This window comes from Undibacterium sp. Ji83W (genome assembly GCF_049340385.1).
Taxonomy (GTDB): Bacteria; Pseudomonadota; Gammaproteobacteria; order Burkholderiales; family Burkholderiaceae_D; genus Undibacterium.
Genome location: NZ_JBMPOZ010000018.1, coordinates 37,991 through 63,154 on the forward strand (window position 1 = coordinate 37,991; position 25,164 = coordinate 63,154).

Here is a 25,164-nt window from a genome sequence, read left to right on the forward strand (position 1 = left end):
ATTTTCAATAAATTTTGTAAAAATGTTATCAATGTGGGTTGTCGTACATATTTTCTGCCTGGACAGGTGTATCTCTATTCACCGTGAGTGCTTTGATAGTCCAGCCAAGGAGAGATAGATGAAACCTGATGAAATTGAAACCATAGTCCACCTTGCCGAATTGCACAGTCGGGACGCTGACGCATTACCAGCCGCTGGCGCTCTTTATATCCTTATGGAGGTGCCAGCAAAATGAAAGCCAGCAAACACCTCATCCAAGGCTGCATGTTTTTAAGTTTGCAGGCCTGCATGCTGGCACCTGCGCTGTCAGACGCACCTACAGACGCACCGACAAGTCCACCCACAGGCACACCTGGCTTTGGCAGCCAGCCAGCTTTGCCTGAGCCAGAAAAAAAACTATTGCCGACCGTGAATATCGCCAAGGCCATAGGCTGGGCCGAAGGGGAAAAACCAGTTGCCGCCGATGGTCTGGCCATCTCTGCCTATGTACAAGGTCTGGATCATCCGCGCATGTTGAATGTCTTGCCAAATGGCGATGTGCTGGTGGCAGAAAGCAACGCACCTGCGGTGCATGACACCGTCAGTGGCATCAAGCGCGTCAAGAAATGGGTAGAGTCCATGGTCAAGGGATCTGCCGGTGCCCAGGTAAAAAGTGCTGACCGCATCACGCTATTGCGTGGCATGGATAGCCAGGGCAAGGCCACAACGCGCTCGGTGTTCCTGCAAGGTTTGCATTCACCCTTTGGCATGGCGCTGGTAGGTGATTATCTGTATGTCGCCAATACCGATGCCATCATGCGTTACCCCTACCAGCGCGGGCAAACCCAGATCACCGCGCCCGGTATCAAGCTGGTTGATTTGCCCGCCGGTAAAATCAATCATCACTGGACCAAGGATCTGGTCGCCAGCCCCGATGGTTTGCGTCTGTATGTCTCGGTCGGCTCTAACAGTAATGTCGGTGAAAATGGCATGGATAAAGAAGTGGGGCGTGCCGCCATCCATGAGATAGAGATCGCCACTGGCCGCATGCGCGTATTTGCCAGCGGCTTGCGCAATGCCAATGGCCTGGCCTGGCAGCCACAAAGCGGTGCCTTGTGGGCAGCAGTCAATGAAAGGGATGAACTCGGCAATGACCTGGTCCCCGACTACATGACTTCAGTCGTGGATGGTGCATTTTATGGCTGGCCCTATAGCTATTTTGGCCAGCATGTGGACGTGCGCGTCAAACCACAAAGACCTGATCTGGTCGCCAATGCCATCGCCCCCGACTATGCATTGGGTGCGCATACGGCATCGCTGGGCCTGACATTTTATAGCGCAAAACTACTGCCCGAGCGCTATGCTGGCGGCGCATTTATCGGACAGCACGGCTCCTGGAACCGGCAACCGCATAGCGGCTATAAAGTCATCTTTGTCCCGTTTGCCAATGGCAAGCCCAGCGGTGCGCCACAAGATGTATTGACAGGATTTTTAACTGCAGACGGTAAAGCCAGGGGGCGTCCCGTTGGTGTTGCAGTAGATACTGCTGGTGCGGTATTGGTGGCAGATGATGTAGGCAATATCATCTGGCGGGTAACGGCAAAATAGCCTGGCGACCAACCATGGAATCAAGGTGGCATCCTGCTTTCATTTTGCAGGCTGCCCAGACTATAAGCATACTGACGGGTAAATTCTGCTCCCAGCAAAAATATCTGGGCTGAGTAATACACCCACAGCAAAATGGCGATCATTGATCCTGCCGCACCAAAACTGCTGGCCACGCCGCTATTGCCTATATATAAACCAATCGCAAATTTACCGGCATGGAACAGGCCGGCCGTACCCAGCGCGCCCACCCAGACATCATTCCATGACAGCCGCACTTTCGGCAGCATCTTGAAGATGACGGCAAACAGGCAAGCAATCACCGCAAAGCCGACCATGGCGGACAAAGGCAGAAATACCAGGGAAACGGCAAGCTGGCTGCCGCTCCAGTAATGTTCCAGTGCGGCCAGCACGGCATTGATCACCAGTGACACCAGCATTAAAAATGCCAGCACCAGGATCAGGCCAAAGGATAAAAGACGGGTGCGCAGCAAATGCCAGATGCTGCTATCGGTCTGATGCGGCACTTGCCAGATTTCGTCCAGGCTTTCCTTGAGTTCAGCAAAAACACTGGTGGCACCAACCAGTAACAGCACACTGGCAATGATGGTGGCCAGGCGGCCTTCATCTTCATTACGCGCACCCGCCAGCATGGCCTGTATGGCCTCGGCACTGGTGTGCCCGACCAGACTTTGCAATTGATGGAATAACTGTCCCTGTGCGGCTTGCTTGCCATAAAAAAAACCGGCGATAGCCAATACCAGCACCAGGATGGGTGCCATGGAAAACAGTGTGTAAAAGGCCAGCGCCGCGCCCTTGCTGGCAGCACGGTGGCGTAGCCATTCACTCAGGGTGCGCTGCAAAATGCGGATGATTTCCGGCAGCAGCAAAGGCAAGGCGATGCCACGTTTCAGCAGCGCCCCGAGTGTAGACAGCAAAGGCTTCAGAGTCGTTCGCCGCGTATCACGCGGACCAGTATCATGACGATAGCGATCACCAAAAGGATATGAATAAAGCCACCGATGGTGTAAGCCGACACCATACCCAGCAGCCACATGACAAGTAAGATTACAGCGATGGTATAGAGCATGATTTTTCTTTCTTTAAAATGCGCAATCATTAGAGTTGCGCTCAGGGTTTAAGAGATGCTGACAAGCTCAGATTTACTCTGATGACCTTGCAATTATTGTCTTGCAATTATTACCTTGGTCAGTAAGCCGTATCAACAAATGCGCTTTATCTAAAGTACGCTTGTATCCTGATGGAGCGGCAAATAAGCGTCTGTTCGCCACCGCACGGAAGTCGGGCAGGAAAACGGCCAAAATAAATGTAAGCCAAATCTTACTGGCACATTTTTACCCTGGAATTGTCTGTAACTTTACGCAACAACAGAGCACTTACGCAAAATCGCTCCGGCACAATACGGTGGCCCACAAGGTACTTGCATGAATATGCAGTACCGGGTCGCTGGAGCGGTTTTGTGTAAGTGCTTTGTTTAATCCCGGCCTATGCGATGTACGGACAAACTGATACCTGTTCGACAAGTTCGAACCAGCCTCATGAAACCGCGCTTGCACCAGACAGTGTCATCAAAACTTGGTACGCCAGCGTACAGATCAAGCCCCAATAAAGCGGCAAGCTAGTCAGCATGTGCATCCAATAATAAATCATCATGCCCGTCGTCCCCGCCAGCCCCATCAAACCTGTCGCTCATGTAGCAAGCAAAGTTACCAGTCCCAAGGCTGCCAATGATGCAGCCCCCATGCCTGCCAGCATTAAACAGACTACGCCGGGTGTATTACAATTTTCAGGTACATGGACAGTCTGCCAGCTAGGCAATGTCATGCGTCAGCTGGATTCCCTGCTGATGCGGCATCCAGCTGCAGTGGAACTGGATGGCCAGCAAATACAAAAGATTGACAGTATCACCGCCTGGGTCTTGCAGTCGCGCCTGAAGAAATTGCGTGACAGCGGTGTGCAACTGAAGATGCAAGGCTGGCCTGCGCAATATCAGCAAATGCTGGATGGACTTGGTGAATTGCCGCATGATGCGGCCCCGCTCATTAAAACCCCGGGCATGCTGGAAAAAATCGGCAAGGCCAGTGTAGCCGTAGTCAAAGACAATCTGGCGCTGTTGAGCTTCATAGGTGAAACTGCCGTCAGTCTGCTGGGTTTGTTTACACATCCGCGCCGCTGGCGTGGCCGCACTATCTTGCACAATATCCAGGTGGCCGGTTTTGAAGCGCTGCCCATCGTCGGTGTCACCTCATTCTTGCTGGGTATCGTGATCGCTTATCAGGGCGCAGACCAGCTCAAGCATTACGGCGCGAACATCTTTGTCGTCGAACTGGTTGGCTATGCCATGTTGCGCGAATTTGCACCGCTGATCACCGCCATCATCATCGCCGGTCGTTCCGGTTCTGCCTATGCGGCACAGATAGGCACCATGGTGGTGACAGAAGAAATCGATGCCCTGCAAACCATAGGCATCAAGCCCATAGAATTGCTGGTGCTGCCCAAACTGGTGGCGCTGATGCTGGCTCTGCCGCTACTGACTTTGTTTGCTGACCTGGTTGGTGTCACGGGTGGCATGCTGATGGCCAGTAGCCAGTTGGACGTGGGTACACATGAATTCATGACTCGCTTTGCCACAGAAATCCCTGTCAAGACCCTGCTTATAGGCTTGGGTAAATCGCTGGTGTTTGCTGCTGTGATTGTCATCATCGGCTGTTACCAGGGTTTTCGAACCAAGGGCAATGCCGACAGTGTAGGCCGCCAAACCACGCGCAGTGTAGTGCAGGCGATATTTATCGTGATCGTGCTGGATGCGGTGTTCTCTGTCATCTTCAATTTGCTGGGATTGTAATGACAGAAACTCAGTCCACACCACAGGCTGCGAGCTACGATTATGCTATCGAAATGCAGCAAGTCTGCACCCGCTTTGGCGACAAGGTGGTGCATGAGGGGCTGGACTTGCAGATACGCCGTGGCGAGATTTTTGCGATCGTCGGCGGCAGTGGTTCTGGCAAATCGACCTTGCTGCGCGAAATGATTTTGTTGCATACGCCGGATTCCGGTACGGTCAAGGTACTCGGTTGTGATCTGGCAGGCATCAGCGATGAGCAGGCCAGTTCCTTACGGCAGCGTTGCGGCGTGATGTTTCAAAAAGGCGGCTTGTTTGGCACGCTGACAGTAACAGAAAACATAGGCTTGCCATTACGCGAGCACAGTGACCTGGATGAAGCCAGTATTAATGACATCGCCGCCTGGAAATTGTCGCTCAGTGGCCTCAAGCCAGAATCAGCTGGGTTGTATCCGGCAGAGTTAAGCGGCGGCATGTTGAAACGCGCTGCACTGGCAAGAGCGCTGGCACTGGACCCGGAACTCCTGTTTCTTGATGAGCCGACTGCCGGGCTTGATCCAGCCAGTGCCACCGGCCTGGATACCTTGTTGCGTCACCTGCATACGTTATACCAGCCCACCATCGTGATGATCACCCATGACCTGGATTTGTTATGGCAAGTCACCCACAGGGTGGCAGTGCTGGGCGAGGGCAAGGTGCTGGCGGTGGGTAGCATGGAAGAATTGTCGAAGCTGCAGCACCCCGTCATCCGTACTTATTTTGATGGTGCACGCGGCAGGGCCGCGCAGCAACAAGCCGGGCAAAATCAAGAAAATGAAGCAAATGAAAAACATGAAATCAAAGCAACACAGGAAAATCCATGGAAACCAAAGTAAATTATGCTGCTGTCGGTGCCTTTGTGCTGGCCTTGGGCGCGTTGCTGGTAGCTGCGGTATTGTGGCTGTCAGTCGGTCTGGGCAAGCGCCAGCAAACGACTTTGTATCAATCTGTCGTCAATGAATCCGTGGCGGGCCTGAATCTGGACGCGCCAGTCAAATACCAGGGGGTGAATGTCGGCAAGGTCCGCACCATCAGTCTGGACCCCAGCAATCCGCAACAGGTGCGGCTGGTATTTTCCATTATCACTGGCACACCCATCAAGACTGATACCCAGGCAGTATTGAAAACCCAGGGGCTGACTGGCATCGCCTATGTCGAGTTAAGCGGTGGGTCACCGACCGCGCCACTCTTGCAAGCGACAGAAGGCCAGCCTTATCCACAGATACCGACCAAACCATCTTTAAGTGCCAGGCTGGAAAATGTGCTGAGCGCAGTGCTGGCTAATCTCGATCGTACTGCCGCCAATGTGAATGCCATCCTGAATGATGAAAACCGTGCCGCCTTCAGCAAGATTTTACGTGACACCTCCACCGTCATGGACACGCTGGCCTCGCAGAAAAATGCCATGCGCGTGGCCATCAGCAATGCCGCGATCACTACTACGAATACTGCCCAGGCCAGTGCCAAAATTGATGTTTTATTCCAGCGTATAGGCAAGAGCGCCGACGCAGTGGCAAGCATGGCAGAAAAGGCTGGAAAGGCCAGTGACAGCACCAGAAAAACTGCTGATGAACTGGGTGGCGGCGTGCGCCAGTTGAGCAGTGATACCCTGCCAGAACTGCAAAGGCTGATGGCAGAACTGACGACCTTGTCAGCCTCCATGACCCGTCTCATAGAACAGACAGAGCACAATCCCAGCAGCCTGATCAGAGGGCGACAAACCCCACCGGCAGGGCCGGGTGAAACTAAAGGAGTCACACCATGAAGCAGTTATTGAAACAGTCTTCAACGCAACTGAGCGCGGCCAGTTTGATATCCGCACTGGTAATTGCAACTACAACAACACTCACTGGCTGTTCAGCCCTGCAACCTGCCAATGTGCCACCAATGGCAGTCTACCGACTGGATGCAGTCGCACCCGGCAGTTCGCCAGCACCTGCTACTGCCACGGCCAGCATCCTGGTTGGCAATATCCGTGCTGCTGCCGGTTTTGACACCAGCCGCATGCTCTTCATGCGCCAGCCATACCAGATTGAAGAATTCCAGCAAAGCCAGTGGCAAAAACCACCCGCTGCCATGCTCATGCCCCTGGTTGCCACTGCACTGGAATCCAGTGGCGTCTTCAAGGTCGTCTTGCAGGCTCCCAGCGCTGTATTGACTACATACAGGCTGGATCTGGAAATACTCAGCCTGCAACAAGACTTCAGCAGCATCCCCAGCCGTATTCACTTCAAACTGCGCGCCCATTTATCAGACAGGCAAAACCAGCAGATCATCGCCTGGCGCGAATTCAGCATCAGCATTCCTGCCACCAGTGAAGATGCCTATGGCGGCGTTCTTGCCAGCAACCAGGCAGTGGCCCAGATCTTGCAGCAATTGCGGGTTTTTTGTGTAGAGCAAGTGACACTAGCAGCGCAGGCAAGAAAAAAGCAGCCCTGATATCAGGGCTGCTTCAGTTTTCTTTCTATCCCTATCGTAGCAAGCCTCATGGCTTACTACGATAGTTTGCATCGTTTTCTTCGTGGTTTGCTTCGTAGTTTGCTTGGTAGTTTACTTATTTACGGCAGCACAACAAGCCCACCAGCAAGCCTACAGTTGCTGCAGCGCCCAGGGTGCTCCAGGGATGATCCTTGACATAAGCATCGGTAGATTCTGCGACCTGCTTGCCAGTGGCGACCACTGATGCCTGTGCATCCTGCGTCATCTGCATGGCTGAGTCGACCATCTTCATCCCGCGGGCACGCATGTCATCGGCTTTTTCACCAGTGAGGGCAGCGGCTGCATTAAACAATGCCTGCGCATCTTTGAGTAATACTTTGATGTCTTTATTGACAGATTTGAAATCAGATTCGAGCATGATCGTTACCTTTCAGTGTAGGGGTGGGTATTACAAATTTTGAAGCTGTTTTTGAAGCTGCATTTAGAACTGTTTTTGAAACTGATTACTGCGTTGGTGTTGCCTTTGTTCTTAAGCCAGCAAATCCCTCATATCATCCGCATGTTCCTCTTCCTTCGCCATGATCCCCACCAGCATATGCCGTGTGGTCGGATCACTGTCGCCGATTTTTGCCAGCATCTGCCTGTACGATTCTATGGCCACACGTTCAGCTATCAAATTGGCTTTCAGCATCGCACGTACATCTTCTGCATCATCATATTCAGCATGGCTGCGCGCAGTCAGTGAAGCCGGGTTGAAGTCTGGTTTGCCATTCAACTGGACGATGCGCTCTGCCAGCAAATCGGCATGTGCCTGCTCTTCCATCGCATGTTCCAGGAATTCTGCCTTGATAGGACCGTTGTGCACGCCAGACACTGTGTAATAATGACGCTTGTAGCGCAAGACGCAGACCAGTTCGGTGGCCAGGGCGCCGTTCAGCATATCGATGACTTCTTCGCGGTTGCCTTGATAACCTGCGGTGACAGCACCGTCATCAAGATTTTTGGCTGCTTCGCGGATGGCAGCAGTGTCCATGCCATTGCGGAGATTGCTATTGACTTCATGCATGATGATATTCCGGTTAAATTAAAATAGAGAGAATTCAGAAGGACGATTTTATTCATCCAGGCTTCTCAGCCTCCTTTATATGCCTGGCCAAAAATGACGTCAGTACGCTGGCGTACATAGAGCAATATAGTTTTGCAGTAGGCTATAGGCTGGCAATAAAAAGCAAATCAATATTCATGAAACCCAACAATAAAATATTGCGCATCAGTCTCTGGCTGGTGCTTGGCATCATCAGCCTGACAGCCATTTGTGCGGTGATCTTGCTCAATATGGACTGGAACCGCGCCAAGCCCTGGCTTAACGAACGCACTAGCGAAGCCCTGGGGCGGCCATTCAGCATACGTGGCAATCTGGCGCTGAGTTGGGAAAAACCGCTCAGTGGTCCAGAAACGGCAACTGGCTGGCGCGGCCAAATTCCGTGGCCACATCTGCTGGCGCAGGATATCCATATCGGCCAGCCAGCGGGCATGCCAGAAACAAAACCTGCCTCTGTACCTGCTTCCGCCTCCGTCCAGACAGTGACACCACCAGAAGACATGGCACATATCAATGAAGTGTCTTTTTCGCTGAACCCGCTGGCCCTGCTGGAAAAAAGGCTGGAGATACCCTTGTTGCGTTTCCAGGACAGCAGCCTGTCTTTGCAGCGCTTTGCTGATGGCACAAATAACTGGACCTTCAAGAAAAGCACTTCGTCTTCACCCTGGCGGCTGGAATTGCGAAGATTGGTACTCAGCCAGGGGCAAGTGCATTATATTGACGCCATCCGGCATGCCGACATCACGGCAGATATAGAAAGCCTGACTACCGAAGCCAGTTACGGCATCAGCTGGAAGCTCAAGGGGAAACTGCATGGTGAAGCCATTACTGGCAGCGGCAAGGCCGGAGCCATCCTGAGCTTGCAAAACCAGATCCAGCCTTTCCCCATCATGGCGCAATTGCAAATGGGGCAAACCAAAGTGAGCGTTGAAGGCAGTGTCACCAAGCCCAGCGAGCTGGCTGCAGTAGACATGCGTTTGCAAATATCAGGTAACAGCATGGCGCGGCTGTATCCCTTAACCGGCATAGTCTTGCCTGAAACGCCCGCCTTTAGCACCGCAGGCCATCTTAGTGCCACTCTCGGCAAGATAGACAATCACTGGAAGTATGAAAAATTTACCGGCAAGGTCGGCTCCAGCGACCTGTCTGGCAGCCTGGATTATAAAACCAGAAAAGCGGACAAGTTGCGCCCTCTGTTGCAAGGCAATATGAGTTCTGAAGTATTGCAATCTGCCGATCTGGCCCCGCTGGTCGGTGCCGATTCCAATGCCAACAAACTCAAACGCGGTACAACTGCGGTACAACCAGGTGACAAACTCTTGCCAGTAGAAGCCTTTCGTACCGAGCGCTGGCGCAGCATCGATGCAGACGTGAATTTAAGTGCCGCCAAACTGATACGTGAAAAAGTACTGCCCATACATAAGCTGCAAACCAGGCTGATTTTGAAAGATGGCGTGATCACCATGTTGCCATTGAGTTTCGAGCTGGCTGGTGGTCAACTGCAGGCACATATCACACTGGATGGTAATGGTGGAGGCAGTAGCAAGGATAAAGACAAGGATAACAGCAAGGATAAAGATAGTGATGCAGTCCAGGCACAAGCCATCCATGCAAAAATGCGGGTTACTGCAAGACATGTACAATTGCAAAAATTCATACCCACACTTGCCGCATCAAAGTTGACCGTGGGCGAGATCAATGCAGATGCAAACCTCACCGCTACCGGTAATTCTGTGGCTGTCCTGCTGGGTTCATCCAATGGTGAATTGAGCAGCATGATAGACCATGGTTCAGTCAGCAAGCTCTTGCTGGAAGAAATGGGACTGAATATCGGCAATGTCATCCTGACCCGTTTGTCCGGCGATAAACAGGTCAAACTGAATTGCATGCTGGCAGATTTTGCGGTTACCAACGGGCAAATGAATGCACGCAGTTTTTTGATTGATACTGACGAAGCGCTGATAGACATCACAGGCAGTATCAATATGCAGAAGGAAGATTTGAACCTGACCATCAAGCCCAATAGCAAAGGCTTGCGCGTACTGTCCTTGCGTGCGCCACTGTATGTGCGCGGGACATTCTTACATCCCCAGATATCAATCGATAAAGGCGTGATGGCCTTGCGTGCCGGTGGTGCGATAGGCCTGGCACTGCTGAGCCCATTCGCGGCTTTGCTGCCATTGGTGAATACCGGGCCTGATCAACCTAGTGGTTGTGGCAACTTGTTGAAAGCCGGAAAAAAATAGCAGCCTTTTTAAAGACTGCTATTTTTGATATTCCTGAAATTTCCTGATATTTTTGATGACAGGTATTGCCATCAATATCGACTGGTCCTGATCATGGTCGCTACTTCACGTGTCTCGGCAAGCACTTCATTGACTGCCATTTGCAGCGTGTACTTTGCTTCTTCCGCTTCACGTACTGGTTCTGGTGTGCGGAACAAATGACGGCTGCGTTTGTTGAGGGCCTTTTCATATACCTTGAAGGCAAATTGCATTTCTGTGTAGTCCATGATATTTCTCCTTGCTCTCTGTAAATATTGTCTGAAATCTTGCTTTGAAACTGGCACCGTGTATGTGTTTTTGCAGCGCCGATTAATTTTTTAAAATGATACTGTCTATTTGCAGTCCATTAATTCTTGGCCACAGTTGTTCATGTTTTTGTGCCGTAATGGGTAAGTACAGAATCTACCCAGATTTCATCTGCCATGTCTGGCCATTGATCAGGATCAAAGCCCGGGGCACTTTCAAAATGGCTTTTCTCTATATTCAGGATGAAACGTTTATTGACTGTATCCAGCGTCAGGGCTGACCAGGGTATGGCAAATAATTTTTCGCCTATGCTCAACAATCCACCATGAGCAACAACCGCATAGGCTATTTTTCCTGTGCCCATGTCGAGCATGATTTCCTTGATTTCACCCAAGTGTTCATCCAGATGGTTGACGACATTGTCACCCGTCAGAGTGCGTGCACCCATCACCTCAGGGCCTGGCCCCTGGTGAGCATTGTTGCCCGGGCCCGTATCATAAATGTTGGAATTAATATCAATCATCATCTTTTCCTTCAATAGAGTTGGAGGCTTCAGTATGTGCGCCGTAATCAAGCTGATCAGTTCGATAGCGTACACATGAAGTAAACTTCGCACGGGCTGGAATGGGGTAGAGAACAGAACATAGGGTTCTGGTGGGAACTGGAGGGGAGGATATTTATCCCAGTTGTTATCTCTTGTGATGAAGTAATGCAGGTCTTAATTTTTCAAAAAAATGGCGCTGCGAAAGACTGAGCTTGCAACGCCAATGTGTTCTACTCATCATCTACAAAAACGAAATGCTGCTGTTCATAGATCAGGGTCGTCATCCTGACGCTCGTAATCTGCTGTTGCAGCGCTTCGTCATGCCTTCATACTGTCAGACCGTAGTAGCTGTGTATGGAATCTGCCCAGGCCTGGTTTGCCATATCTGGCCATTGATCAGCGTCAAAGCCGGGAGCATTTTCAAAACGGCTTTTTTCTATATTCAACACAAAGCGTTTGTTAGTAGTATCCAGCGTCAGTGCTGACCATGGTACTGCAAACAGTTTTTCACCTATGGTCAGGATGCCGCCAAACGCCACGACAGCATAGGCAACGCGACCTGTGCGCATGTCAAGCATGATTTCTTTGATGTCACCCAGACTTTCATCAGCCTGGTTGACAACACTGTCGCCAGTGAGAGTGTTGGCACCCATCAGTTCAGGGCCTGGGCCTTTGTGACCATTGCCTGGTTCAATAGGGATATAAGTAGTATCTAACATAATCTTGTCCTTCTGGGTGAGTGGAGGCCTGAGCATGCGCGCTCAAACTGATATGAACAGTTCGATAACACACATAACAAGGATTTATTTTTGCCATCATTTTTCCCACGCATTCACGGTATTCACAGGTTTTTTGTGTAATAACTGTGTACGGAATCTCTCCATGCCTGATCTGCCATATCCGGCCAATTTTCGCTGTCAAAACCCGGGGCATTTTCAAAATATGATTTTGCTATGCCTAGAACAAGGCATTTGTTTACTGTGTCCAGGCTCAATAATGACCATGGTACGGCAAACAGTTTTTCGCCTATACCCAGAACGCCGCCATGCGCGACAACGGCATAGGCAATACTGCCTGTGCGCGTGTTCAACATGATTTCTTTGATGTTGCCAAGATGCTCACCAGCATGGTTGACAAGCTGGTCACCAGTAAGAGTGCTTGCGCCTATCAAATCAGGACCGGGGCCTTTGTGATGATTATTGGAAGGATCAGGGACGTAAGTGTCGTAAGTATTATCAATCATGATGCATCCTCAGAGTGAATGGAGGATATAGCATGCGCGTTCAACTTGACCTGAACAGTTAGATAACACACATAGCAAGAAATTTTTAGAAGATAGCGCGCATATGAAAGCAGCTTGCCTGTCCGGGGAGATTGCGCCTGCCGTTTGCGCCACGCGTTTGAGTTACGCGTTTGAGTTACTTAGCAAGCCAATGTCATTTCAATATGAATGTGAATTCATATTACTGACCGTCAAACATTGCTAAATTTGGTTTTCCATCCGGCAATTATCCTATACCTTCATATCTATCAAGGCGAAAGAAACGCGGCAGGTGTTGTGTCCTGATGCGTTTTTGCTATTTTATTTATTTATAGGAGTTACGCAAAATTGTCCCAGCAAGGCGCAGCGACGAAGACAGTACTTTAAGTACGGCTAGGAGCTGCAACGCAGCTGGGGCGGTTTTGAGTAAGTCCTAATTTGCAAAGATTGATGATTGGGGCAGGGCGATGAAGACAATGCTGAAAACCAAATTCATGCTCGTAATGGGCATCATGAGCGCATTCATGATATTGGTCGGCCTGACAGGGCTGTATGCGATGAGGGCCTCACAGCAGAGTTTTAAAAACCACCATGAAGAGCACACTCAGGGCCTGGAAAAAATCACCAGCATAGACAAATTATTGTCGAGCAATCGCTACGCTATTCTGGCCGCATTAGCTGATCCCATACCAGCGAAATTGCAGATAAGCGCAGACGAGATAGAGCGTGACAAACGTGCGATAGATCAATTGTGGACAGAATTTGTGGCTATGCCCATGTCTACAGAAACGAGAAAAAAAGCGGATGAATTGACACATTTGCGTGCCAGTTTTGATCATGCCGTGACCCTGCCTGCCATCCAGGCTCTACATGACGCTGACACAAGAAAAGCCAAAGAAATCAGCCTGCTGGCAGAACAGCTCAAAGACCCCGTCATCAGCGCCATGAATAGCTTGCGCTCCATGCAATTGGACCTGGCAAAAAAAGAGTATGAAAGTGCTCAAGCCGGATATGCTGCATTGCGTAATCTGATGTTGGCAGCTATCGCCCTGGGTCTTGTACTGGCGGCAGCGCTGGCTTATTTTCTTGTCCATATCATGTATCGTCAACTGGGTGGCGAGCCAGCTTATGCGGCACAGCTAGCCATGCAAATTGCTGACGGTGATCTCGATGTCAGCATCACGCCAGTGGTGCATGAAGAAGCCAGTCTGCTAGCCTCCCTGCAGCAACTGCAAACCGGACTGATAAAAGCCGTCAAGGACATGCGCCTGAACAGCGGCAACATCGCCAGGACATCTGGCCAGATACTGAGTAACAATATAGTTTTGTCTTCACGCATACAGCAGCAGACTGGCTTGCACAAACAAATAACGCTAGCCACCAAAGAGCTGACATCAGCGATGCGTCACAATGGTGAGCAAGCACGTCAGGCCATGCAGCATGTTGATGATGCCAGCGACTTTGCCGTAAAGAGCGGGCAGGCAGCCAGTGGGGCAGTGACAGCCATGACGCAAATCCGGCAGGCATCGGATAAAATTTTCGACAACATCCATGTGATTGATGAGCTGGTCTTCCAGATCGATACCCTGACCTTGAAGGCCACGTTAGAAGACGCGAATGCATCTGATGCAGGGCAGCGCTTTACCGCAATTGCACCCGAAGTGCGCGACCTGGCACTATGCGTTGCCTGTGCAGTCAAGGAAGTAAAAAAACTGCTCAATGAATCTCGTGAAAAACTGGATGACGGCAGCAAGCTGATCAGCCAGAGCAATGTGGGCACCGAGCAAATGCTCGCTGCCATGCAGGACATCAACAGCTTGATGGAAGAAATTAATACCTCCGCCAAAAAACAGGAAGCCAGCATCAGGCAAATCAAGCATGCCGTCAGTGACATGGACTATGCAAACCGTAAAGATGCAGTCCTGCTGGGGGTAGCCACCACCGCCACCAAGTTGCTGGAACAGCAGGCAACTCATCTGGCGCAAATCGGTAGTGGCTTCAAACTGGGTACTACACATAGGCCGCAGACGCAATTGCAAGTTGTCGGCAAAGTTGCACCTGAGAATGCGCTACCCAAACGTCCCAACTTGCGTCTTGTGCGTCCGTAACTCTAGATACAATCTGTAGGGTGCGCCGTGCGCACCATCGTGTCAAAACGTATATGTCCCTGAAAACGCGAGACGGTGCGCGCGACGCACCCTACTGCGTTATTAATTAATTTTAAAAATAGCTTGCAAATAAATAGTGCGCTATTTAAAATGCAAAGCATGAAGACCGCAACCAATAAAACTGCACCAACGCCGCAACTGGGTGACCAGCTTTGTTTTGCCCTGTATTCGACTTCACTGGCGATGAACAAGCTGTACCGCAAGTTGCTCAAGCAAATGGGGATTACCTATTCACAGTATCTGGTGCTGATGGTCTTGTGGGAGCAGGATGAACAGACCGTCAACGACATAGGCGAGCGCCTGATACTCGACTCGGCCACACTGACGCCTTTGCTCAAACGCATGGAGGCACAGGAGTTGGTCACCAGGATCAGGTCAGCAGCAGATGAACGCCAGGTGATTATTTCGCTGACCAAAACTGGTAGTGATTTACGCAAGCAGGCAGCGACTTTGCCTACTTCGGTATTGTGTGCGACAGAGTGTTCTGCCGACGAGGCACGCGATCTGAAGCAAGAGATATTGGCCCTGCGTGCAGCTTTGATGAAGAATGTTTGAGATGAACGACTGAGTGCTTAAGTTACTTATTTTCTTGAACAATATGTCTTAAGCAATATGTCTTGAGTAATGAATTTTGCTCTGCAGCTTACGAGCTCAGGCTGGCATAAATTCCAGGTCGGAATTGGTATAAGTGTATTCATGCAGGAGAGCAGTTTTAGTATTTTTAGTTTTGTGAAATATATAGTGCGCTATTTAATGGTGTATTTATTTTCGTTAAAAATGGTAGGGTGCACTGTGCGCACCTCCCTGATTTTCTAAAGCGCTCAAGAGATAAAGGCTTCGTACATAGCAGCAGGTACATGCATCGGAAAATGGTGCGCATGGCGCACCCTACCAGGCGCAGGCCATGCTTCATCTTGCAATCCAAGGTAAGTAAAGCCGTAAAAGGATTTACATATGAACTGCGGAGACAGACAGCATACACTAGTCCAGTGCATCGTTTTGCGTTCAGGAAATGTCGTAAATATATAGCGCACTATTTAATTGTTAGATATTTAAATGCAATAAGCGGCCAGGAGAAAACCATCCGGCGATCAGAAGTAAAACCTGTTTTGTAGCACCCCTAAAGGCAGTAATCACGCTGCCATCACATGAAAAGGAAATGACCATGTCACACTTGAAATCGCTCCTCGCTACAACTGCCATCAGCCTGTCCGTCAGCAATGCTTTTGCGGCAGGCAGCCCCGGTGTCGAACCCACTACGCAAGCCTTCTTGCAGGCGCTGGAAGCCGGTGGCGGCAAACCGCTGGAACAATTATCGGTGGCCGATGCACGTAGCGTACTGGTGGGTGCGCAAGCTGGCGTCAAGCTCATATTGCCTGCTGCCGACGTATCTGAAAAAACCATCAAGGTCGATGGTGGTGACATCAAGCTGACTATCGTACGTCCCGCTGGTGTCAAAAAAACTTTGCCGGGTTTTATGTTCTTCCATGGTGGTGGCTGGGTGCTGGGTGACTATCCTACGCATGAAAGACTGGTACGTGACCTGGTGGCAGAATCCGGTGCTGTCGCCATCTTCGTCAACTACACACCATCACCAGAAGCTGGCTACGGCGTCGCCATCAAACAAGCTTACGCCGCGACTAAATGGGTGGCCGAACACGGCAAGGAAATCCAGGTCGATGGCAGCCGCCTGGCGGTTGCAGGTAATAGCGTAGGCGGCAATATGGCTGCAGTGGTCAGCCTGATGGCCAAGGACAAGGGCGGCCCCAAACTGCGTTCACAAATCCTGCTGTGGCCAGTGACGGATGCGGATTTCAATAATGACTCCTACCAGCAATTTGCCGACGGCCACTTCCTGACCCGCAATATGATGAAATGGTTCTGGGATAATTACACGACAGACGCTGCCAAACGCCAGGAGATCTACGCATCCCCTCTGCGCGCCACGACCGGGCAACTGACAGGCTTGCCAGCAACCCTGATACAAACCGCAGAGTTCGACGTCCTGCGCGACGAAGGCGAAGCCTATGGCCGCAAACTTGATGCCGCAGGCGTTAAAGTGACGACCGTACGCTACAAGGGCATGATCCATGATTTTGGTTTATTGAATGTGCTGGCGAAGGTACCAGCAGTGCGCTCGGCGATGTCGCAGGCCGGTGGGGAGTTGAAGGCGAGTTTGAAGTAAGGGATATTTGAACGTCGGTAATTCTGTAGGTTGGGCCGGGCCTCGCCAGGCTACGCTTCACCAGTCCAACACTGGGCGGTTGACTAACGTATACGTTTATCATAGGCCCAGTGTTGGGCTGATAACCCGTAGCCCAACCTACAAGCTGCTAGCGTCCCCTTAAAACCTCGGTGATTCCTCTGTGTCTCTGTGCCTCTGTGGTGAGATTTTTGGTTTTCTTAAAAACACCAACAAACTCACCGCTTAATCACCGCTTAATCACCGCTTAAACGCCAACAACAAAACCCCGCCTGCCACCATTCCTATGCCCGCCCATTCTCGCAAGGATGGCCGTTCGTCCAAAAACGCAAAAGCAAACACCGCCACCAGCACCAGGCTGAATTTATCGACAGGCGCGACCTTGGACGCATCCCCCAGCTTCAAGGCGCGAAAATAACATACCCACGATGCCCCTGTCGCCAGGCCAGATAAAGTCAGAAACAGCCAGGTCTTGCCAGATAACGCCAGCGGGTTGGCCCACTTGCCGGTGTAGGCTACAAACAAGGCCAGGACCACGATGATGATGGCAGTACGGATCAGCGTGGCCAGGTCAGAGTCGACCCCCTGTATGCCTATCTTGGCAAAAATCGCCGTCATGGCGGCAAACACGGCTGACAGTGCAGCCCAATAAAACCAGGCGTTTGATGTCGTCATTTATTATCCTTGGTTTTTGTTCTTGCCAACAATCATTCCAATCAAGCCAATCAAGCCAATCAAGTCTTTGATTCAACAACATCCAGTTTATAAAAACCAGCCACCGGATCATTTTGCACGGTTGCCGCGGTAATCGTCGTACTCTCATCGCTGAATGCGACTGGTTCCAGGGTGATGCCATTGATGACAGCCTGCACGGTATAGCCGGGGCCGGTTCGCAAATTCAATGCAGTAAAGCCGCGCTCCTGGGTGATTTCCTGCTCGAACAAGCCATGCATTTGTATGATAAAGCTGACCGGCGGAGTGCAGGTCTTGTATAGCTGCATGAAGGGCGGTTTGCTGCTACCTGTTTCCACCAGGCGCAAGACATAGGATTTGTTTTCCAGGTCCTGGTCTATCTGCGCGACATAGGCAGCAGTGTCATTCAATTGCATCCTGTCAGAGGCGTATTCTGTATTCAGAAAATTTGCCCTGGCGATGATGGTACCTATCATATCGGTCTGGATTTCCAGCTTGCCGTTTCCACCCAGACGTGTCCAGTGGGCAATGACGAGATCACCTTTGCTGATGGTAAAAAAAGCTTCGTAGCCAGTATTGTTGACGACAGTGATGGTCATGGGAAACTCCTTGCTGAAGATGGGCAGGCTGGGGAAGCTTTATTCTACATTGTAAATTATTCAAGGCGAACTGGCTTCTTCCCCTTGAAGGGAGAGAGATTTACTGGCCAGTCTCCATCGCCAGGGACTGCCCCCATATTTACAAATATTTAACTATGCCGATTTTCTATTGGTCACTCTTGAAATGCATCTAGACCGCTCCTTTTCATCGTTGTTAAGGTAATCCTCTGCCGACTTGTCAGTTGCGGCAGACCGATACGACAGATCTTCGGTAAAGCTTGAAATAATTGACATCAAAAAATATAAGCATAATTGTGGAGGAAGACATGAAGGACCATACAGTGTTGAAGAAAAACGCAGTCGTAGCAAGTGTTGCGCATCTGGTGGCGCAATTGGCAAAATGCTCAAATAGATATCTTGCAAGCTCGGCGCTCCTGTTTGCGCTCAGCGCCTGCGGTGGTGGAGGTGGGGCTGGCAGTACATCCAGTCTCAATACACCTGCGCCACCCAATGCTGGTTCTGCTGTGGCGACTGCTCGCGAAACGGTGCTAGGTACCGGCTTTGTCGAACTCGATGTCAGTGCAAGTAACCGGGTCGTATACTTGTCCACTTCAATGACGGTTCCGCCGAAGCCACCAGCCACAGGCACACTGTTTCTCTGGCCCGGACTGCAGCCAGGCGGAGCCAACTACATGCCTATCGACAATGGCGTTTTGCAGCCTGTGCTCACCTGGGGTCGTTCATGCGCGCCAGGAAACCAGCCAGTGTCGTATTCAAGCTGGTGGATATCGGCACAATACGTTAACACGGTGGGGCAAGCGACGAACTTTACAGGTTGCCAGGGTGGCTCAACGATGGCAGTCGATGTCGGCGATCAATTGAACATATGGATGTATTTGCGCGGCACGATATGGACTCAATACATCCAGAATGTACGGACAGGAAAATCTGTTAGCTATGACATAGACTTGCATGGTCAATCGCAGAATCGCAATATTTTCATGATAGAGTCGTATGGCCTGAGGCCAGCCGTCGAAGTGACATTCACCAACACGTTTATCCAGTTCGCCAATCCGGAAGCGAGCGCCTGCCGGATCAACCGGCGTGGGCTCAATGACACGGTGTCTGCACCTGTCTACTATGGTGACAATTACTGCTATGTGCAAAACATGACTTTACGTTCCTGGTAGTGCCTGATCAGGAAAAAAAGATGTCTGCGGTCGCGCAGTGTGGCCCTAGACATTTGCGCACAGATGTGGGCAGTCTTGATGCACACTGGCGTTTCCGGCTGGGTGCGCCTGGCCAGGCCCCCCGGCTAGGTGCTCACGGCTAGGCGCCCCCGGCTAGGCGCCCCCAGCTAGGCGCTCCCATGCATATACAAAGCCGTGCGCATTTGCCTGACTTCTTCCAGGGGGCTGCGGCCAAACAGGCGTTTGAATTCGCGGCTGAATTGCGAGCTGCTTTCATATCCCACGGTGTTTGATGCGGTATAGGCATTCATGCCTGAACGTATCATCAGCAAGCGCGCCTTGTGCAGGCGCATGGCCTTGATGTACTGGATAGGGGTGGTGCTGGTCACCTGCTTGAAATGCAGATGAAAGGAAGGCAGGCTCATACCCGATTCACGCGCCAGGCTATCGACATCAAGCTTGTCGCTAAAACCCTCATGTATCTTGCGCAGGGCACGGGTGATTTTCTGGAAATGGCTGCCCTGGCTTAGCGCTGCCCGCATGGCTGCACCTTGCTCACCCATGAGGATGCGGAAATAAATTTCGCGCACGATGGCAGGTGCCAGTATCTTTGCTTCCAGCGGCGACGCCAAAGCCTGCAGCAGACGCAATGCGGCATCTGCCAAAGTATCATCGACCCGTGTGGCATACATGAAGGCTGCTGTGGCATCGGTGCTGGCGGGCTGTGCAAGCTGGCTCTCTTCAACGGCCAGTGCCAGCTCTGCCGCCAGTGTTTGCTGTATGCCGACATGGATGCCCAGCAAGGGTTGATCTGGCGTGGCCTCGGTATCTGCTTCAAATGGCATGGGCGCAGATACCACCAGATACTGCCGGGCATCATAGACAAACATCGCATCACCCAGATAGGCACGCTTGCGCCCCTGGACGATGATGCAGATACAGGGTTCATACATGACAGGCGTGCGGCTAAATGCCTGGTTACTGCGCATGAAATGCACATAGTCCAGGGCAGATGCAGTAAAGCCTTCTTGCGGTGCCATATTGGCTACCATGCTTGCCAGCTTCTGGTTGATGTCGTCCTTGTTTTGCATAGGCGAGATGAGCGGGAGTAGAAATAGGAATAGAAATAGGAATGGGCATTCATCATAGCAATAATCTGAGGTCATTTGCATGCCGCAATAGGATTAGGCAAGAATCAGAAAGTTTCCGGCATTCAGTTCATGGCGTTATTTACCTATCATGGCTTCATTCCTGCAAACCGCGGGCAACCACTGAAAGCTAAATCATGAAACAAAAAACCTGGTTAATTACTGGTGCCACCCGTGGCATAGGCGCAGCCATTGCCAAGGCAGCACTCGATAGCGGCGACAAGGTTGTCGTCACTGGCCGCGATATCAGCAAACTGCAAACCCAGTTTGCCAGCTATGGCGACAAACTGCTGGCACTGACACTGGATGTCAACGACGAAGCCCAGGCACAAGCCGCAGTCAAGGCAGCATGCGCCCAGTTTGGCAGTCTTGATGTGCTGGTCAACAATGCTGGCTACGGCCAACTCGGCCTGTTTGAAGAAATCAGCACTACAGAAATCCGCCAGCAGTTCGATACCAATGTCTATGGCAGCATGAACATGGCACGCGCTGTCTTGCCTGTCATGCGCGAACAAAGGCGCGGGCATATCTTCAACCTGTCATCGATAGGTGGCATCGCCGGTTTTGAAAGTGCATCTGTGTATTGCGCCAGCAAGTTTGCCATAGAAGGATTCTCAGAATCACTGGCGCTGGAAGTAGCACGCTTCGGTATCCACATCACTATTGTCGAACCCGGCTTCTTCCGCACCGACTTCCTCGACCAGACATCGGTACGTTATGGCGACAAGACAATAGCCGACTATGCCAATAGTGGCATCAACAGCCGCGAGAGCTATGCCAGCTACAACCACCAGCAAGCCGGTGACCCCGTCAAGCTCGGCGCAGCGGTGGTGAGCATCAGCAATATGGCCCAGCCACCATTGCGTTATGCGGCTGGTTCAGACGCCATAGAGATCGTCGGTGCCAGCCTGGAAAAACATCAGCAAGAGTTGCAGCAATGGCGGGTGTTGTCAGTCTCAACTGATGGGGATTTTGCGTAATCTTTATCGCGGTAGCGTGCAGGCTTTGTCCACTACATGCTGTTAATGATGGTTTTTAAAAAAGACCAAAAATCTCACCACAGAGACACGGAGACACAGAGACACAGAGCAAGAACAGAAGAAGCTTTCTGGGAGGTCGTATGTGTGCGACGGACAAGCAGGGCGCGTCGTACGCACCGTTAAAGACACTGTGCCATCTCTGTGTCTCCGCGTCTCTGTGTTGAGTGGTCTTTAAGTTTTCAGCCGGGCAAGGTGCGCACGGCGCACCCTGCAAAAATGTCGCTGTCTATCTGAAAAAACCTTTCAACTTTGTCATGCCAATAAAATGTGACATACTGGCACTGTGCTGTCGTGTAACAGTGACCAGGGAGAGGGTGGATGCAGCTTGCTTCATATCTATCAGCGCGTGCAGGAAAGTGGATCAAGGGTATTGCCCTGGCCGCCAGCCTGCTTGCCAGTGGCATGATTCTGGCTGCTGGTCAGGCTGCCAGCGAGATCAACTGGTATGTCTTTCCGCTGCCCCCTCTGTATATTCCCGAGGGGCCGGGCAAGGGCGAGGGTATCGTTGACCTGGCCTTGCAACGCCATCTCATCCCCAATTTGCCAGGCTACCAGCACAAATTCATCAATGTCCCGCTCAAGCGCCTTGAACTGATGCTCAAGGATGAAAGCAATGCCTGCGCCCTGGGTCTGTTTAAAAATGCCGAACGCGAAAAAACCATGGTTTTTTCCACTCCATTTTTTGCCCAGATACCACCCGGTGCCATGATCCCGCGTGCCCAGATTGCACAACTGCGTCCCTACCTGGGCGCGGGCGATAAACTCAACTTGAGCAAGCTGCTGGAAGATGAAGTCCTGACCGTCGGCGTACAAAGCGGCCGCAGTTATGGCGCAGCAGTTGATGAACTGCTACTCGCTCACAAAGGCAAGAAAAGCATCTTCCTCAACAGCGCGCCGAATGCGGCAAAAAGCCTGTTCCAGATGAATGCCATGGGCCGTGTCAACCTGATGCTGGGCTACCCGTATGAAGCCAATTTCCTCAATAGCCGCGATAGTGCTGATTTCGTCGACCTGAAATTTTATCCGCTGCAAGAACAGCCCGCTTTTTTGCTGGGCTATGCTGCATGTTCCAAGAGCCCCTTCGGCGAGCAGGTCATAGAACAGACCAATGCCGTCCTCGCACGTCGTGAAATTCTGGAAGCAATCGCCTCTTATTATGAAGGCTGGCTGCCGGAAGATGCACATGCATTGGCGCGTCAGGTATTTAATCAGGCTTTTTCTGTCAAACCCAGGGTACGTAAATAGTCAGGCTGGCAGAATGCTACAATCCGGCATTCAAGCAAATGGCGTTAACAGAGCTTCATTTCGCCAATTCCAGCTAATTTTAGTCTAGTCCTGTGTTTCACCAGAGAGTGGCGTTGCCAGCATGGAAGGGCGGGTGATGAATGCCTCATACCATGCTGTCAATTTGGGGCGTTGATCCCTGAAACCGGGTAGCTCACGAAATTCCAGCCAGCTTAGTGCAGTTGCTACCGCAATGTGGCCGACATGGACTGGGCCATCCACATCTAACTCTTGTTCCAGCCAGTCATAACTGGCCAGCAATTTTTCTGTGTGTCCGTCACGCAGCGGAGGGTAGCGCAAGGCCTCAGGGCGGCGCGTGGTTTCCCAGCGCACGGCAATGCCAGAATCTGCCATGCCCTTGGCCACCGCCTGCACCCGCAAGGCATGCCAGCGTGCTTCGCCCTGTGGGGGAATCAACGGCCTGCCCGCGTTCAGGGTATCCAGATATTCGCAAATTACATCAGAATCAAACAGCGGCGGCAAGCCAGGTCGCAGCAGCACTGGCACCTTGCCCAAAGGGTTTTGAGCATATACAGCTTCATTGCGATTGGTAGGGCTGGTTTCATGGTGGATGACTTCGATTTGCCCGGCCAGACCGGCTTCATGGGCAAACACCAGGGCTTTGCGCGCATACGGTGAATGTGTTTGGTAGAGTAATTGCATGAGGTGCTTCCTGAAGTTGATTGAAGTGAATAGATTAAGAAAGGCTTGTCGCATGACCAGTCTGAGTAAAAATGTTAATTCAGGAAAGCTGATTTTTTTTCGCGTTTGCAGGCATGATTACGCGTTTTTTTTGCAAATTGACGAAAAATTGTGATCTGTTCTCATTGTCGATTTACTTTGTGGTACAGATGCAAATGAAACATGGTCATTGGCATGCATCAATTTATCTTGTCTCACCCATGCCTCTTGCATATACTAAGCCAACACCATAACCATATCGGGAGACACCATGAAGCGACGCGCACTGATTTTCCTGGCTTTGTTAAGTTCCATGATTGTTCCGAATGCCTATGCCGACAGCCCCGCTGATGCCATTGATATGGTTGAAAAAGGACTGGCCTATGTCAAGAAAAACAGTGTTGAAGCACTCATCAAAGAAGTCAATAACAAAAACCCGGAATTCATCAAAGGCGACCTCTATCTGGTCGTGCGCAGCCTCGATGGCACCACTCTCGCTCACCCCGTCAATCCCAAGCTGGTAGGAAAAAACATGCTGGTGTTGCCAGATGCTGACGGCAAATTCTTCCGCAAGGAGATTGTCGAAGGCGCAAAAGCCAAGGGTAAAGGCTGGGTCGATTACCGCTACAATAACCCCGTCACCAAGCAACTGGAAAACAAATCCACTTACTATGTACGCAGCGGCGAATACACGCTGGAAGCGGGGATTTATAAGGGTAATTAATGCAGACAATGCGTCCTGCGGTCTTGCTATGTTCTGAGGGTGCAGGTGGAGATGCCGTGATTCAGTAGGGTGCGCCATGCGCACCGCTCTCTGCATATATCTATGGAAATTCTGTTGCGCATGGCGCACCCTACAAGAAATTGATCACCAATCTCTGAGTCACGTTGCAACGTGGCTTACGGCTCGTAGGATGCGTTGCACTGCGCCGTTTCAGGGACGTAGTGCTTGTAATGCGCCCTGTGGTCCTACGACACTGTCCTGAACTCACTTATCACCAGACGTACGCTGTCTATTCCGCTACGCTGTATGCTATTGGTAACCGATACCAGGCTCGCGTGACTGGTCATGAAGGATGGTTTCAAGTACACCACTGGTGGTAACGTTTCGGTCTTGCTTATCTGCGACAAGCGGGTTTGCATTTCCTCAAGAGATACCACATGCCCATCCCACAATATGCTGTCATCAAAGTCTATCGTGATTTTTGTAAAAGATATTTCTGCCATACAGTCGCAGCTGACATTGAGCAGGGTTGGCAATTTCCATAGCAAAATATCCCGCTGACGTGGAATGCCAGCGATCAATACCATCAGTACAACCAGAATGACGCCAATAAATGGCGTCATATTCATGCCCAATAAGCGATCAGTGTCTTGGTCTTGTTTGACTGAAGTAGAAAACCCCATGATGGCATCCTGGTGGCGGTGTGTTGCCTTAGCATTACATTAATCTGATCAGGATGCAAGTAGCTGGTGTATCCATTACGCCTACAGCCACGTGCATCCTGCTCTACTGTGGGAAGGAGTCGCTCTTAATCAGCTTCCATTTTTACTTTGCGTGTCTTGATGGTGAAAAAATTTTCTTCCTCTTTTGCATGTGCATCAAAAGAGTATTTGAAGTTGATGATGATGTCCGGCATGTCCTGAAAAGCTTCATAAGCAGTAAATTTACCTTTGAGTTCTTCAATTTCCATCGCTTTGCCAAAAAAGCTCGTGCTTCCCGCCATGCATGACAGTGCCCTGGTGATATTTGCTGCCATGAATTCGCCTGAGCTGTTTTGACTTAACCAGTTGC

General features: G+C 51.0%; 27 protein-coding genes. 13 read left to right on the plus strand and 14 right to left on the minus strand.

Going from position 1 to position 25,164, the window contains the following annotated elements:
- The first annotated feature begins 231 nt into the window (after positions 1-231).
- Positions 232-1,587 carry a PQQ-dependent sugar dehydrogenase gene (locus ACO0LD_RS23550; protein ID WP_423010613.1) on the plus strand — a complete coding sequence of 452 codons (1,356 nt, stop codon included), beginning with the start codon at positions 232-234 and terminating at the stop codon, positions 1,585-1,587.
- Between the two features lie 20 nt (positions 1,588-1,607).
- On the opposite strand, the gene ACO0LD_RS23555 is transcribed toward ACO0LD_RS23550, so the two are convergent.
- Positions 1,608-2,456: a YihY/virulence factor BrkB family protein gene (locus ACO0LD_RS23555; RefSeq protein ID WP_423010711.1), complete on the minus strand. Its 849-nt coding sequence runs from the start codon at positions 2,454-2,456 to the stop codon at positions 1,608-1,610.
- 71 nt (positions 2,457-2,527) lie between these two features.
- Entirely contained in the window at positions 2,528-2,674 is a 147-nt protein-coding gene (locus ACO0LD_RS23560; protein ID WP_423010614.1) for a lmo0937 family membrane protein, read from the minus strand.
- 582 nt (positions 2,675-3,256) lie between these two features.
- Here ACO0LD_RS23560 and ACO0LD_RS23565 point away from each other — a divergent pair.
- From ACO0LD_RS23565 to ACO0LD_RS23580, 4 genes are read left to right on the plus strand one after another with little or no spacing between them, the layout of a single operon-like run.
- Positions 3,257-4,450 carry an MlaE family lipid ABC transporter permease subunit gene (locus ACO0LD_RS23565; protein ID WP_423010615.1) on the plus strand — a complete coding sequence of 398 codons (1,194 nt, stop codon included), beginning with the start codon at positions 3,257-3,259 and terminating at the stop codon, positions 4,448-4,450.
- Complete coding sequence (locus ACO0LD_RS23570) at positions 4,450-5,322, plus strand: ABC transporter ATP-binding protein (protein WP_423010616.1); 873 nt, start codon at positions 4,450-4,452, stop codon at positions 5,320-5,322. The genes ACO0LD_RS23565 and ACO0LD_RS23570 overlap by 1 nt, the downstream gene beginning before the upstream one ends.
- Entirely contained in the window at positions 5,307-6,251 is a 945-nt protein-coding gene (locus tag ACO0LD_RS23575; RefSeq protein WP_423010617.1) for an MlaD family protein, read from the plus strand. The genes ACO0LD_RS23570 and ACO0LD_RS23575 overlap by 16 nt, the downstream gene beginning before the upstream one ends.
- Positions 6,248-6,925: an ABC-type transport auxiliary lipoprotein family protein gene (locus ACO0LD_RS23580; RefSeq protein WP_423010618.1), complete on the plus strand. Its 678-nt coding sequence runs from the start codon at positions 6,248-6,250 to the stop codon at positions 6,923-6,925. The genes ACO0LD_RS23575 and ACO0LD_RS23580 overlap by 4 nt, the downstream gene beginning before the upstream one ends.
- 115 nt (positions 6,926-7,040) lie before the next feature.
- On the opposite strand, the gene ACO0LD_RS23585 is transcribed toward ACO0LD_RS23580, so the two are convergent.
- Complete coding sequence (locus tag ACO0LD_RS23585; protein WP_423010619.1) at positions 7,041-7,343, minus strand: DUF883 family protein; 303 nt, start codon at positions 7,341-7,343, stop codon at positions 7,041-7,043.
- A gap of 111 nt (positions 7,344-7,454) precedes the next feature.
- A complete protein-coding gene (locus tag ACO0LD_RS23590; protein WP_423010620.1) occupies positions 7,455-7,991 on the minus strand; it encodes a ferritin-like domain-containing protein in 537 nt (178 codons plus the stop codon).
- A 176-nt stretch (positions 7,992-8,167) separates the two neighbouring features.
- Between ACO0LD_RS23590 and ACO0LD_RS23595 the strand changes: the two genes are divergently transcribed.
- Positions 8,168-10,273: an AsmA family protein gene (locus ACO0LD_RS23595; protein ID WP_423010621.1), complete on the plus strand. Its 2,106-nt coding sequence runs from the start codon at positions 8,168-8,170 to the stop codon at positions 10,271-10,273.
- 71 nt (positions 10,274-10,344) lie between these two features.
- On the opposite strand, the gene ACO0LD_RS23600 is transcribed toward ACO0LD_RS23595, so the two are convergent.
- The 4 genes from ACO0LD_RS23600 to ACO0LD_RS23615 all read right to left on the minus strand — a co-directional run bounded on the left by ACO0LD_RS23600 (position 10,345) and on the right by ACO0LD_RS23615 (position 12,345).
- Entirely contained in the window at positions 10,345-10,539 is a 195-nt protein-coding gene (locus ACO0LD_RS23600) for a hypothetical protein (RefSeq protein WP_423010622.1), read from the minus strand.
- 140 nt (positions 10,540-10,679) lie between these two features.
- Positions 10,680-11,084, minus strand: a complete 405-nt coding sequence (locus tag ACO0LD_RS23605; RefSeq protein WP_423010623.1) for a PRC-barrel domain-containing protein — start codon at positions 11,082-11,084, stop codon at positions 10,680-10,682.
- Between the two features lie 344 nt (positions 11,085-11,428).
- On the minus strand, positions 11,429-11,821 hold the full coding sequence (locus ACO0LD_RS23610) for a PRC-barrel domain-containing protein (RefSeq protein WP_423010624.1): 393 nt from the start codon (positions 11,819-11,821) through the stop codon (positions 11,429-11,431).
- Positions 11,822-11,943: 122 nt separating this feature from the next.
- Complete coding sequence (locus ACO0LD_RS23615) at positions 11,944-12,345, minus strand: PRC-barrel domain-containing protein (protein WP_423010625.1); 402 nt, start codon at positions 12,343-12,345, stop codon at positions 11,944-11,946.
- Positions 12,346-12,830: 485 nt separating this feature from the next.
- Between ACO0LD_RS23615 and ACO0LD_RS23620 the strand changes: the two genes are divergently transcribed.
- From ACO0LD_RS23620 to ACO0LD_RS23630, 3 genes are all read left to right on the plus strand, one after another.
- Complete coding sequence (locus ACO0LD_RS23620; protein ID WP_423010626.1) at positions 12,831-14,471, plus strand: methyl-accepting chemotaxis protein; 1,641 nt, start codon at positions 12,831-12,833, stop codon at positions 14,469-14,471.
- Positions 14,472-14,630: 159 nt separating this feature from the next.
- Positions 14,631-15,086, plus strand: coding sequence for a MarR family winged helix-turn-helix transcriptional regulator (locus tag ACO0LD_RS23625; protein WP_423010627.1), 456 nt, complete (start codon positions 14,631-14,633; stop codon positions 15,084-15,086).
- A 610-nt stretch (positions 15,087-15,696) separates the two neighbouring features.
- Complete coding sequence (locus ACO0LD_RS23630; protein ID WP_423010628.1) at positions 15,697-16,716, plus strand: alpha/beta hydrolase; 1,020 nt, start codon at positions 15,697-15,699, stop codon at positions 16,714-16,716.
- A gap of 258 nt (positions 16,717-16,974) precedes the next feature.
- On the opposite strand, the gene ACO0LD_RS23635 is transcribed toward ACO0LD_RS23630, so the two are convergent.
- A complete protein-coding gene (locus tag ACO0LD_RS23635; protein WP_423010629.1) occupies positions 16,975-17,409 on the minus strand; it encodes an EamA family transporter in 435 nt (144 codons plus the stop codon).
- Positions 17,410-17,468: 59 nt separating this feature from the next.
- Positions 17,469-18,026 (minus strand): hypothetical protein, encoded by a 558-nt coding sequence (locus ACO0LD_RS23640; protein WP_423010630.1) that lies wholly within the window; start codon positions 18,024-18,026, stop codon positions 17,469-17,471.
- Between the two features lie 326 nt (positions 18,027-18,352).
- Between ACO0LD_RS23640 and ACO0LD_RS23645 the strand changes: the two genes are divergently transcribed.
- On the plus strand, positions 18,353-19,216 hold the full coding sequence (locus ACO0LD_RS23645; RefSeq protein ID WP_423010631.1) for a hypothetical protein: 864 nt from the start codon (positions 18,353-18,355) through the stop codon (positions 19,214-19,216).
- Positions 19,217-19,383: 167 nt separating this feature from the next.
- Here ACO0LD_RS23645 and ACO0LD_RS23650 read toward each other — a convergent pair whose 3' ends face one another.
- On the minus strand, positions 19,384-20,307 hold the full coding sequence (locus ACO0LD_RS23650; RefSeq protein ID WP_423010632.1) for an AraC family transcriptional regulator: 924 nt from the start codon (positions 20,305-20,307) through the stop codon (positions 19,384-19,386).
- 194 nt (positions 20,308-20,501) lie between these two features.
- Between ACO0LD_RS23650 and ACO0LD_RS23655 the strand changes: the two genes are divergently transcribed.
- Together ACO0LD_RS23655 and ACO0LD_RS23660 are read left to right on the plus strand one after the other, a co-directional pair.
- Positions 20,502-21,344 (plus strand): oxidoreductase, encoded by an 843-nt coding sequence (locus ACO0LD_RS23655; protein ID WP_423010633.1) that lies wholly within the window; start codon positions 20,502-20,504, stop codon positions 21,342-21,344.
- 378 nt (positions 21,345-21,722) lie between these two features.
- The gene (locus ACO0LD_RS23660; protein WP_423010634.1) at positions 21,723-22,649 is read left to right on the plus strand and encodes a TIGR02285 family protein; all 927 of its coding nucleotides are present in this window, start codon (positions 21,723-21,725) and stop codon (positions 22,647-22,649) included.
- Positions 22,650-22,733: 84 nt separating this feature from the next.
- Here the strand turns inward: ACO0LD_RS23660 and ACO0LD_RS23665 are convergent, their stop codons facing one another.
- A complete protein-coding gene (locus ACO0LD_RS23665) occupies positions 22,734-23,351 on the minus strand; it encodes a glutathione S-transferase (protein WP_423010635.1) in 618 nt (205 codons plus the stop codon).
- Between the two features lie 289 nt (positions 23,352-23,640).
- Between ACO0LD_RS23665 and ACO0LD_RS23670 the strand changes: the two genes are divergently transcribed.
- A complete protein-coding gene (locus ACO0LD_RS23670; RefSeq protein ID WP_423010636.1) occupies positions 23,641-24,093 on the plus strand; it encodes a cache domain-containing protein in 453 nt (150 codons plus the stop codon).
- Positions 24,094-24,338: 245 nt separating this feature from the next.
- On the opposite strand, the gene ACO0LD_RS23675 is transcribed toward ACO0LD_RS23670, so the two are convergent.
- Positions 24,339-24,776: an ExbD/TolR family protein gene (locus tag ACO0LD_RS23675; RefSeq protein WP_423010637.1), complete on the minus strand. Its 438-nt coding sequence runs from the start codon at positions 24,774-24,776 to the stop codon at positions 24,339-24,341.
- 125 nt (positions 24,777-24,901) lie between these two features.
- On the minus strand, positions 24,902-25,129 hold the full coding sequence (locus ACO0LD_RS23680; protein WP_423010638.1) for a hypothetical protein: 228 nt from the start codon (positions 25,127-25,129) through the stop codon (positions 24,902-24,904).
- Positions 25,130-25,164 lie beyond the last annotated feature (35 nt).

Bases quoted from the DNA above. Each gene is read 5' to 3' on its own strand.
- ACO0LD_RS23550 (WP_423010613.1), top strand. From the start codon at position 232: ATGAAAGCCAGCAAACACCTCATCCAAGGCTGCATGTTTTTAAGTTTG.
- ACO0LD_RS23560 (WP_423010614.1), bottom strand. From the start codon at position 2,674: ATGCTCTATACCATCGCTGTAATCTTACTTGTCATGTGGCTGCTGGGT.
- ACO0LD_RS23565 (WP_423010615.1), top strand. From the start codon at position 3,257: ATGCCCGTCGTCCCCGCCAGCCCCATCAAACCTGTCGCTCATGTAGCA.
- ACO0LD_RS23570 (WP_423010616.1), top strand. From the start codon at position 4,450: ATGACAGAAACTCAGTCCACACCACAGGCTGCGAGCTACGATTATGCT.
- ACO0LD_RS23575 (WP_423010617.1), top strand. From the start codon at position 5,307: ATGGAAACCAAAGTAAATTATGCTGCTGTCGGTGCCTTTGTGCTGGCC.
- ACO0LD_RS23580 (WP_423010618.1), top strand. From the start codon at position 6,248: ATGAAGCAGTTATTGAAACAGTCTTCAACGCAACTGAGCGCGGCCAGT.
- ACO0LD_RS23585 (WP_423010619.1), bottom strand. From the start codon at position 7,343: ATGCTCGAATCTGATTTCAAATCTGTCAATAAAGACATCAAAGTATTA.
- ACO0LD_RS23590 (WP_423010620.1), bottom strand. From the start codon at position 7,991: ATGCATGAAGTCAATAGCAATCTCCGCAATGGCATGGACACTGCTGCC.
- ACO0LD_RS23595 (WP_423010621.1), top strand. From the start codon at position 8,168: ATGAAACCCAACAATAAAATATTGCGCATCAGTCTCTGGCTGGTGCTT.
- ACO0LD_RS23600 (WP_423010622.1), bottom strand. From the start codon at position 10,539: ATGGACTACACAGAAATGCAATTTGCCTTCAAGGTATATGAAAAGGCC.
- ACO0LD_RS23605 (WP_423010623.1), bottom strand. From the start codon at position 11,084: ATGATGATTGATATTAATTCCAACATTTATGATACGGGCCCGGGCAAC.
- ACO0LD_RS23610 (WP_423010624.1), bottom strand. From the start codon at position 11,821: ATGTTAGATACTACTTATATCCCTATTGAACCAGGCAATGGTCACAAA.
- ACO0LD_RS23615 (WP_423010625.1), bottom strand. From the start codon at position 12,345: ATGATTGATAATACTTACGACACTTACGTCCCTGATCCTTCCAATAAT.
- ACO0LD_RS23620 (WP_423010626.1), top strand. From the start codon at position 12,831: ATGAAGACAATGCTGAAAACCAAATTCATGCTCGTAATGGGCATCATG.
- ACO0LD_RS23625 (WP_423010627.1), top strand. From the start codon at position 14,631: ATGAAGACCGCAACCAATAAAACTGCACCAACGCCGCAACTGGGTGAC.
- ACO0LD_RS23630 (WP_423010628.1), top strand. From the start codon at position 15,697: ATGTCACACTTGAAATCGCTCCTCGCTACAACTGCCATCAGCCTGTCC.
- ACO0LD_RS23635 (WP_423010629.1), bottom strand. From the start codon at position 17,409: ATGACGACATCAAACGCCTGGTTTTATTGGGCTGCACTGTCAGCCGTG.
- ACO0LD_RS23640 (WP_423010630.1), bottom strand. From the start codon at position 18,026: ATGACCATCACTGTCGTCAACAATACTGGCTACGAAGCTTTTTTTACC.
- ACO0LD_RS23645 (WP_423010631.1), top strand. From the start codon at position 18,353: ATGAAGGACCATACAGTGTTGAAGAAAAACGCAGTCGTAGCAAGTGTT.
- ACO0LD_RS23650 (WP_423010632.1), bottom strand. From the start codon at position 20,307: ATGCAAAACAAGGACGACATCAACCAGAAGCTGGCAAGCATGGTAGCC.
- ACO0LD_RS23655 (WP_423010633.1), top strand. From the start codon at position 20,502: ATGAAACAAAAAACCTGGTTAATTACTGGTGCCACCCGTGGCATAGGC.
- ACO0LD_RS23660 (WP_423010634.1), top strand. From the start codon at position 21,723: ATGCAGCTTGCTTCATATCTATCAGCGCGTGCAGGAAAGTGGATCAAG.
- ACO0LD_RS23665 (WP_423010635.1), bottom strand. From the start codon at position 23,351: ATGCAATTACTCTACCAAACACATTCACCGTATGCGCGCAAAGCCCTG.
- ACO0LD_RS23670 (WP_423010636.1), top strand. From the start codon at position 23,641: ATGAAGCGACGCGCACTGATTTTCCTGGCTTTGTTAAGTTCCATGATT.
- ACO0LD_RS23675 (WP_423010637.1), bottom strand. From the start codon at position 24,776: ATGGGGTTTTCTACTTCAGTCAAACAAGACCAAGACACTGATCGCTTA.
- ACO0LD_RS23680 (WP_423010638.1), bottom strand. From the start codon at position 25,129: ATGGCAGCAAATATCACCAGGGCACTGTCATGCATGGCGGGAAGCACG.